Raw genomic sequence first — 9,263 nt, forward strand, 5'->3', positions numbered from 1 at the left:
GAGGAGGCGCAGAGCAGAGCAAGGCCCCGCGCCTATCGTCCGCTCATGCAAGGCTCCGCGCCTATCGCCTCGCTGCGCTACACCAGCTCCACATCCACCACGCCCGGCGCGGAGCGGAGTGCCGCGGCGATTTCCGGCGAGATGCGGTATTTCTCGCTGAGCTCCACCTCGATCTCGCGCTGCCCGTTCTCCTTGATGACGATGAAGGAGACCAGACCCTCGCCCTTGGCATTGAGATGGCTGGCGATGGAGCGCAAGGGGCCGCTGTCGCGAACATAGACTCGCAGCGCCTTCTGCATCTGCAGCGAGCGTTCCTCCAGCGATTGCAGCGTCTGCAGCCTCAGGCCGATGCCCTCCGGCCGCTGCTCGGCCTGAACGGTCATGACCAGGGATTTGCCGGGTTCGAGCAGGTCGCGATATTGCGCCAGCATTTCCGAGAATAGCACGGCCTCGAACTGGCCGGAGGCATCGGAGAAGGAGATGATGCCCATCTTGTTGCCGGTGCGGGTCTTGCGCTCCTGCTTGGAGGTGACCGTGCCGGCCAGCCGGCCGGCCGTGGCGCCCTTCTTCACGGAGGCTGAGAAATCGGCGAAGTTCTGCACCCGCATCTTGGCCAGGAGGTCGCGATAGGTGTCGAGCGGGTGTGCGGAGAGATAGAAGCCCAGCACCTGAAATTCGCGATGCAGCTTTTCCGAGGCGAGCCACGGCGTGAAGGTCGGCATGACGATCTTTTCCGGCCCGGTCGCTCCGCCCGCGCCGAACATATTGCCCTGGCCGGAGACCTTGTCGCTATGCGCCTTCTGGGCAAAGCCCAGAATGCGGTCGAGACCGGCCACGAGATGGGCGCGGTCGAAGCCGAAGCAGTCGAAGGCGCCAGCGCAGATCAGGCTTTCAAAGACGCGGCGGTTGAGGAGCTTGGGATCGATCCTGAGGCAGAAATCCTCGATGCTCTCGAAGGGCTTGTCGCCGCGCACGGCGACGATATGGTCCACCGCCGCCTCGCCAACGCCCTTGATGGCGGCGAGCGCATAGAAGATGCAGTTCTCGCCGGTCTCGAAGCGGCGGAACGAGGTCTGCACCGAGGGCGGCACCACCTTGATGCCGAGCCGGCCGGCATCCTGGCGGAAGTCGTTGAGCTTCTCGGTGTTGGCCATATCATAGGTCATCGACGCGGCGAGGAACTCGACCGGGTAATGCGCCTTCAGATAGGCCGTCTGGTAGGAGACGATGGCATAGGCGGCGGCGTGGCTCTTGTTGAAGCCGTAATTGGCGAATTTGGCCAGCAGGTCGAAGATCATGTCGGCCTGGGGCTTGGACACGCCGTTCTTCACCGCGCCATCGACGAAGCGGGCGCGCTGCTGGTCCATCTCCGCCTTGATCTTCTTGCCCATGGCGCGGCGGAGCAAGTCGGCCTCGCCGAGCGAATAGCCCGAGAGCACCTGGGCGATCTGCATCACCTGTTCCTGGTAGACGATGACGCCCTGCGTTTCCTTGAGCAGGTAATCGATCGTCGGATGGATCGACTCGATCTCCTCCTCGCCATGCTTGCGGGCATTGTAGACCGGGATGTTCTCCATCGGCCCCGGGCGGTAGAGCGCCACCAGCGCGATGATGTCCTCGATGCAGTCGGGCCGCATGCCGATCAGCGCCTTGCGCATGCCGACGCTTTCCACCTGGAACACGCCGACCGTGTCGCCCTTGGACAGCATCTCATAGGTCTTCTGGTCGTCGAGCGGCAGCGCCTCGAGCTTCACCTCGATGCCGCGCCGCGACAGGAAATCCACCGCGGTCTTGAGAACGGTCAGCGTCTTCAGGCCGAGAAAGTCGAACTTCACCAGGCCCGCCTGCTCCACCCACTTCATGTTGAACTGGGTGACCGGCATGTCCGAGCGCGGATCGCGATACATCGGCACCAGCTTGGACAGGGGACGGTCGCCGATGACGATGCCGGCGGCGTGCGTCGAGGCATGGCGGTAGAGGCCTTCGATCTTCTGGGCGATGTCGAGCAGGCGCGCGACGACGGGCTCCTTCTCCGCCTCCTCCTTCAGCCGCGGCTCCTCCTCAATCGCCTTGTAGAGCGGCGTCGGATTGGCGGGGTTGTTGGGCACCAGCTTGCAGATCTTGTCGACCTGGCCATAGGACATTTCCAGGACGCGGCCGACATCGCGCAGCGCCGCGCGGGCCTGCAGCGATCCGAAGGTGATGATCTGCGCCACCTGTTCGCGGCCATATTTGCGCTGGACGTAGCGGATCACCTCTTCGCGCCGGTCCTGGCAGAAGTCGATGTCGAAGTCGGGCATCGACACGCGCTCGGGGTTCAGGAAGCGTTCGAACAGCAGCGAGAAGCGCAAGGGGTCGACGTCGGTGATCGTCAGCGCATAGGCGACGAGCGAGCCCGCGCCGGAACCGCGCCCCGGACCGACGGGAATATCCTGGTTCTTGGCCCATTTGATGAAGTCGGAAACGATCAGGAAGTAGCCGGGAAACTTCATGCGCTCGATCACGCCGAGCTCGAAATCCAGCCGCTCGCGATAGTCGTCGGCGCTATAGCCCGGCGCCAGGCCCAGCGCGTCCATCCGCTGCTCGAGCCCCTCGACCGACTGGCGGCGCAGTTCGGCTGCCTCCTCGCGCTCGGCCTCCTCGCCATCGGCGCTGCCGCCGGTGAAGCGCGGCAGGATCGGCTTGCGCGTCTTCAGCGTGAAGGCGCAGCGCCGGGCAATCTCCACCGTATTGTCGACCGCCTCGGGCAGATCGGCAAACAGCGCCGCCATGTCCTTGCGGCTTTTCAGATAATGATCCGGCGTCAGGCGGAAGCGGTTGTCGTCCGAGACCATGGCATTGTGCGCCACGGCCATCAGCGCGTCATGAGCGTCGTAATCGTCGGGCGTCGGGAAGAAGGGCTCGTTGGTGGCCACCAGCGGCAGCTCCAGCCGGTAGGCCAGATCGATCATCCGCGCCTCATGGCGCTTGTCATAGCCGCGATGGCGCTGCAGCTCGACATAGAGCCGGTCGCCGAAGAGATCGGCCAGACGCTGCAGACGGCGCTCGGCGAGAGGCATTGCGCCGGCGCGCACGGCCATGTCGACAGGGCCGGCCCCCGCGCCGGTCAGGGCGATCAGCCCCTCGGTGCCCGCTTCCTCCAGCCAGGAGGCACAGATGCGGATCGTGGCCGCGCCCTCGCTGCCGAGATAGGCGCGACTGATGAGATCGACCAGCCGGACATAGCCGGCATCGGTGGCGGCCAGCAAAACCAGCGCCGGCGGCTTGGCGAGATGGGCGGCATGGCCACGCTTCTCCCCCTCGCCCTCGTCTTCCATATCCACGGCGATCTGGCAGCCGATCAGCGGCTGGATCCCGTCATCCTGGCATTTCAGCGAGAATTCGAGCGCGGCGAAAAGATTGTTGGTGTCGGTGATGGCAATGGCCGGCTGGCCGTCCGACACGGCCTTGCCGATGATCTTCTTGATCGGCAGCGCGCCTTCGAGCAGCGAATAGGCCGAGTGAACGCGCAGATGGACGAAGTGCGGACCGGCCTCGACCGCCCCATCCTGCGGCTTCGTCGTCGCCATCAAATCCGCCATGTTCGCTCTTCCTTATGCTCATGCCCGCGCCACCGGACGGCTCGTCCTTGCCGGCTCGTCCATGGCTCCACAGAGATGGGTCCATAGACATGAGCCGACAGACCGCCGCAGGCGGATGACCGGCCTCGCGGCCGGCGTCGCAGGCAGCACCGGTCCTCAACGGACGATCAGCATCACAGGCAACAGCCATTCCGGACGGGCGCCGGGCATCTGCCAGTCCCAGGAAGACCGCAGGCTTGCAGAAAAGACACTGCCGCCCCGAAGTCCTGGCCGGCCCGGATCACCGCAGGCCAAGCCGCCATCATAGGAGATTCTCAGGCCGACACATCCGCCAAAGACGGACAGACCCCTGTTATCCCCAGCCCAGCACGCGAGAGCCCAGCACGCGAGCAGGCGGGAAGCGCCGCGCCGGGCTGCCGACCCCCTCCTGCCGGAAAGCTTGCCGGTCGCAGGCGTGATGCGGCCTGCGACGGGAAAAGGATCACCCGCCCGAAGACGCCAAGACCTCTAGCGCGGTCGTCGCAAGCGCGGAGCCTCACAAGACCGGGATCCCACAAGAGAAGCAGCGGCAATGTCGAGAGGCGGAGACGCTGTCTGCCGCCCTGCCCGCGGCCGGCAAACCACAGAGAGATCGACGATGTCGCCGCTTACAGGCCGAGCACGATCAGGGAGAAGGAGATTATAAACAGCGTCACGGATGCCAAAGCGGCGAGATCGCGGAGAAAGTCAGCCATATTGATGCTCCCTGTGACAATATGTTTCTTTTATGTTCTCTTTTTGTTCGGATGTCAATCGGGACTTTCCGAAGCCTTGCTCAGGATAAATCTCTTTTTAGTTGTGTTTTTGTGCAGAGGATGCCGTATCCCTTGGCGTGCCAAGGGCGGGCGCGGTTTCCATCAGCACCAGGACTGTCCCGACCTTAACAGGTATTAACCGTGTTATTCCAAAAAACAGCAATATTGCCTGATTAACTTTCACATTAAAAAAATTTCAAAACGCCCATCCTCTACAATTTCTGAGATGAACCAGGCGTCTGTTAGCTGGACGTTAAGGTCTCAAATCCAGAATTGAATGCGAAGACTTCGAGAGTGGCGTGACTTGATTGAAAGATCGGCCGCCCGATTGCCCACATGATAGGGGCGATTCAGATAATCCGGTCTTCCTGCGAAGGGGGCTTCGGGCATGTCGTGTCGGAAAACGACACTCGAGTCCCGATCGCGCAGTTGTTTTCTTCAACATGTTACGTGCTCAGGCGTCGTCATTCCCTTTGCCTTTCGGCGGGAGCTGGCGCGCACGCGGCGATCACGGCGGCACTGTCCGGTTTGCGGACGGGCAGCCGGCGGCATGCTCATCACTCTCGAGCAGGCCGGGGGAATGTGGTGCGCGGACGGCTTGTCCGCTGCGCATGTTGCCCATAGCCGCCGTGCTGCCTGGGACAGGATGGACACAGGAACGTTTGCGATGACCGTACAAGCTGCCCAACCGGATGCCGGCAGCGCCACAAAGCTGGCGCTCCCTGCATCGATGTCGATTCGCGAAGCCGTAAACACGCGCGAGCTGATCCTGGCTGCGCTGCAGGAATCCGGCGCGATCCTGCTCGATCTGCCGGAAGATGCGCAAGTCGATCTCAGTTTCATCCAGATCATCGAGGCATCGCGGCGCCACGCTTTGTCGCAAGGCGGCAGCGTTGCCCTTGCCCAGCCGGCGCGCGGCTCCCTCCTCTCAACACTCGAACGTGCGGGCCTTCTGACCGAGATGGCCGCGGAAGATCAGCTTTTCTGGCTCCACAGAAAGGAAGCAGCATGAGCGCTCACATTTTGACGGTGGATGATTCCGCCAGCATCCGCATGACCACCAAGATCGCCCTGACCGGCGCGGGCTATCAGGTCACCGAAGCCGTGGACGGCCTCGACGGTCTCAACAAGGCCAAGGCCGGCCGCTTCGACCTGATCGTCACCGATCTGAACATGCCGAACATGAACGGCCTGTCGATGATCGAGGCGCTACGCAAGTCTGCCGCCCATATGGGCGTGCCGATCATCTTCCTGACGACGGAGTCGGATGCCGAGATGAAGGCGCGCGCCAAGGCCGCCGGTGCGACCGGCTGGATCACCAAGCCCTTCGACGCCGAGCAGCTGGTCAAGATCGCACGAAAGGTTCTTGGCAAATGACATCGCTGGACCCCATTCAGGTTTTCCGCACGGAAGCGGCCGAGCTTTTCGAACAGATCGAGAGCGGCCTTCTCGACCTTTTGAACGATCTGTCCGACCAGGACACGATCGACGCCGTCTTCCGCGGACTGCATACGCTGAAGGGGTCCGGCGCGATGTTCGGGTTCGAGGCGCTCGCCGCCTTCACCCATCATTGCGAGACCGCCTTCGACCGTGTGCGCAAGGGTCAGGTTCCGGCAACGGATGAGCTCGTGGCCGCCGTTCTGGACGCGCAGGACCATATGAAGGCGCTGGTCTCGACGCCGCAGGGCGACCATGAGGATGCCAGCAACCGGCTTCTGGCGGCGCTGCATGCGGCCGTGGGCGGCGCGGCGACCACCGGCCATGTGGTGACGCCGCCGCTGCCGCAGGCCTCCGCGCAAGCCGCGGCGCCCGCATCGGCACCTGCCAAGGGCCAGGCTTTCCACATCGCCTTCCGCCTGCCCGCCAATGCGATGATCAACGGCACCAATCCGCTCGGCCTGCTCGACGAGCTGCGCGAGCTGGGCGAATGCACCGTCAAGGCCGATCTCTCGACGATTCCCGGTCTCGGCAGCCTCGAGCCGACGGATCTCTATATCGGCTGGAGCGTGGATCTCGTCACCGAACAGGGCCGCGATGCCATCGACGATGTCTTCATCTTCGTCATGGACGACATGGACATCAAGGTGACCGAGGTCGCACCGGTCGAGGCAAAGGCAGCCGAGGCCGCACCGGCCGCGAAGGCAGCCTCCCCCGCGCCGGAGGCCACCCTCCAAAAGGCCGAGCCAGCCAAGGCACCGGGCAACGAGCCCAAACATGGGGGCAAGCAGGCCGAGAACGTCCGCGTTCCCGCCGAGCGGCTCGACGAGCTGATGGACCGGGTCGGCGAGCTGGTCATCGCCCAGTCGCGCCTGTCGCAGCTTGCCGGCTCCAGCGCCGACCTGCATCTGCGCGCCGTCTCCGAGGACGTGGAGCGCCTGTCCGGCGAGCTGCGCGATACGATGATGGTGCTGCGCATGGTTCCGGTCGGCAGCCTGTTCGGCCGCTTCCGCCGGCTCGTGCACGATCTGGCGCGCGAAACCGGCAAGGTGATCGAGCTGGAGACCGAAGGCGAGACCACCGAGGTCGACAAGACCGTGATCGAGCGCCTCGCCGATCCGCTGGTGCACCTGGTGCGCAACTCGATCGACCACGGGCTGGAGCCGCCGGACGAACGCGTGGCCGCCGGCAAGGACAAGACCGGCCGCGTCATCCTCTCGGCCCGCCAGTCCGGCGGCGAGGTCATCATCACCATCAAGGATGACGGGCGCGGCATCAACCGCGACCGGGTGCGCGCCAAGGCGGAAAGCTCCGGCCTGATCCAGCCCGGACAGATGCTGACCGACCAGGAGCTGCTGCAGCTGATCTTCCAGCCGGGTTTCTCCACCGCCGCGCAGGTGACCAACCTCTCCGGCCGCGGTGTCGGCATGGACGTGGTGAAGAAGACGGTCGAGGCGCTGCGCGGCGTGATCGACGTGCGCAGCGAAAACGGCCGCGGCTCGGAAATCTCGCTGCGCATCCCGCTGACGCTCGCCATCATCGACGGGCTTCTGGTGCGGGTCGGCGCCGGCTCCTATGTCATCCCGCTCTCGGCGGTCGAGGAATGCCTCGAACTGTCTCTGGAGGACGATCTGCGCTCGCGCGGCCGCAGCTTCATCTCGCTGCGTGACAATCTCGTGCCCTTCCTGCGGCTGCGAGAGTTGTTCGAAACCGGCACCCCGCCCGACCGCTACCAGAAGATGGTGGTCATCTCCACCGGTGATGCGCGCGTCGGACTCGTCGTCGACCAGATCATCGGCGACCACCAGACCGTGATCAAATCCATGTCCAAGCTGCATCACGACGTCGTCACCTTCTCCGGCGCGACGATCCTCGGCGATGGCGGCGTGGCTCTCATTCTCGACGTCACTCACCTCGTTGCCGTCGGACAGTATCAGGAGGCGCATTTGCGCGCGGCAGGATGAACCCAGAAACCGTCAAGCACCTTTTCGATCACGTCTGGAAGGATCAGGACGAACTGTCGGTCCTCACCTTCAGCCTGAACGGCGAGACCTTTGCCATAGAGGCGATCAACGTTCAGGAGATCCTCGACCTCCTGCCCGAGACACGCGTTCCCGGGGCCAAGCCCTTCGTTGCCGGCGTGATCAATTTCCGCGGCCGGGTGATCCCGATCGCGGATCTGCGCCGGGCCTTCGGCATGGAGGCCACCGAGGCGACCATCGACAGCCGCATCGTCGTGGTGGAGCTGACGCTGGAGGGCGAGCCCTGCCTGGTCGGACTGCGCACGGACAAGGTGCATGAGGTGACGACGCTGCCGCATGCGGCCGCCGAGCCGCCGCCGATCGTCGGCATGCGCTGGCGGCCCGACTTCATTCACTGCCTGGTCCGCCGGGGCACGGATTTCGTCATCATTCCCAATCTCGAAGTGATCTTCTCGACGCAGCCGGCCCGCTCGGCTGCGTGATCGACAGGGACAGATCGATAACATCCGCATTTTCGGGCCAGGTCGGCTCGCATGAACTCTAACCGCCGGTATGCCACGTCATATCACTGGGGGTCACACATGAAACTTTCCTTGAAGGCCAAGCTCGGAGCGGGCTTCGGCATCCTCATTCTTCTCGTGGCCGGGTTGGGGCTCTTCTCGCTCCTGCAGCTGAGCGCGGTCAACGACAAGTCGAGCGAGATCGCCGGCAACTGGATGCCCAGCGTCGATCTGTCCAACCGCATGAACACGACCACGTCGGATTTTCGCGCCGCCGAGCTGCAGCATGTGATCTCGCAGGACGAGGCCGGCATGAAGCTCTGGAGCGAAGAGCTCAACAAGCTTCAGGCGCAGATCGACAAGGGCCGTGCCGACTATGTGAAACTGATCGCAGGCCCCGAGGAGCGCGCGCTGTTCGAGGCCTTCGGCGCGAAATGGGACGCCTATGTCAAGCTGCACGACCAGGCCTTCGCCTATTCCGGCCGCAACCAGACGGCGGAAGCCATGGCGATCTACAATGGCGAGGGCCTGCGGCTCTACAATGATGCCTCGCAGGCGCTGCTCAATCTGGTCGAGTACAATTCCAAGGGTGGCGTGAGCGCCAGCAATGAGGCGAACGACATCTACACCTCGTCGCGCATGCTCGTGCTGAGCGGCATCGGCCTCTGCCTCGTTCTGGGCATCGCCATTGCCGTCTTCATCATGCGCGACATTCTCAAGACGCTTGGCGCCGAGCCGGACCATGTCCGTGACATCGTCACTGCGGTTGCCGCCGGTGACCTGCGCCTGGATGTCCATACCCGTGCCAACGACAATAGCAGCGTGCTGGCCGCCGTGCGCGACATGGTCCACCGCCTGCGCGGGATCGTCGGCGACGCGCTCGCCGCTTCCGACAATGTCTCCTCCGGCAGCCAGGAACTGTCGTCCGCCTCCGAACAGGTCAGCCAAGGTGCCACCGAGCAGGCCTCG

6 protein-coding genes are annotated in these 9,263 nt (G+C 64.0%); 5 read left to right on the plus strand and 1 reads right to left on the minus strand.

Annotated features, from left to right (window positions below; genetic code table 11):
* Positions 1-77: 77 nt before the first annotated feature.
* The gene (gene dnaE / locus BJF92_RS12295) at positions 78-3,581 is read right to left on the minus strand and encodes a DNA polymerase III subunit alpha (RefSeq protein WP_075635006.1); all 3,504 of its coding nucleotides are present in this window, start codon (positions 3,579-3,581) and stop codon (positions 78-80) included.
* A gap of 1,461 nt (positions 3,582-5,042) precedes the next feature.
* Here dnaE and BJF92_RS12300 point away from each other — a divergent pair.
* The 5 genes from BJF92_RS12300 to BJF92_RS12320 all read left to right on the plus strand — a co-directional run.
* Entirely contained in the window at positions 5,043-5,387 is a 345-nt protein-coding gene (locus BJF92_RS12300) for an STAS domain-containing protein (RefSeq protein ID WP_075635007.1), read from the plus strand.
* Entirely contained in the window at positions 5,384-5,752 is a 369-nt protein-coding gene (locus tag BJF92_RS12305; RefSeq protein WP_075635008.1) for a response regulator, read from the plus strand. Before BJF92_RS12300 ends, BJF92_RS12305 begins: the two co-directional genes overlap by 4 nt.
* The gene (locus BJF92_RS12310; protein WP_075635009.1) at positions 5,749-7,776 is read left to right on the plus strand and encodes a chemotaxis protein CheA; all 2,028 of its coding nucleotides are present in this window, start codon (positions 5,749-5,751) and stop codon (positions 7,774-7,776) included. The genes BJF92_RS12305 and BJF92_RS12310 overlap by 4 nt, the downstream gene beginning before the upstream one ends.
* Positions 7,773-8,276: a chemotaxis protein CheW gene (locus BJF92_RS12315; protein ID WP_075635010.1), complete on the plus strand. Its 504-nt coding sequence runs from the start codon at positions 7,773-7,775 to the stop codon at positions 8,274-8,276. Before BJF92_RS12310 ends, BJF92_RS12315 begins: the two co-directional genes overlap by 4 nt.
* 99 nt (positions 8,277-8,375) lie before the next feature.
* A partial coding sequence (locus tag BJF92_RS12320) for a HAMP domain-containing methyl-accepting chemotaxis protein (protein WP_198931545.1) occupies positions 8,376-9,263 on the plus strand: 888 nt, incomplete at its 3' end.

Source organism: Xaviernesmea rhizosphaerae, from assembly GCF_001938945.1.
GTDB lineage: Bacteria > Pseudomonadota > Alphaproteobacteria > Rhizobiales > Rhizobiaceae > Xaviernesmea > Xaviernesmea rhizosphaerae.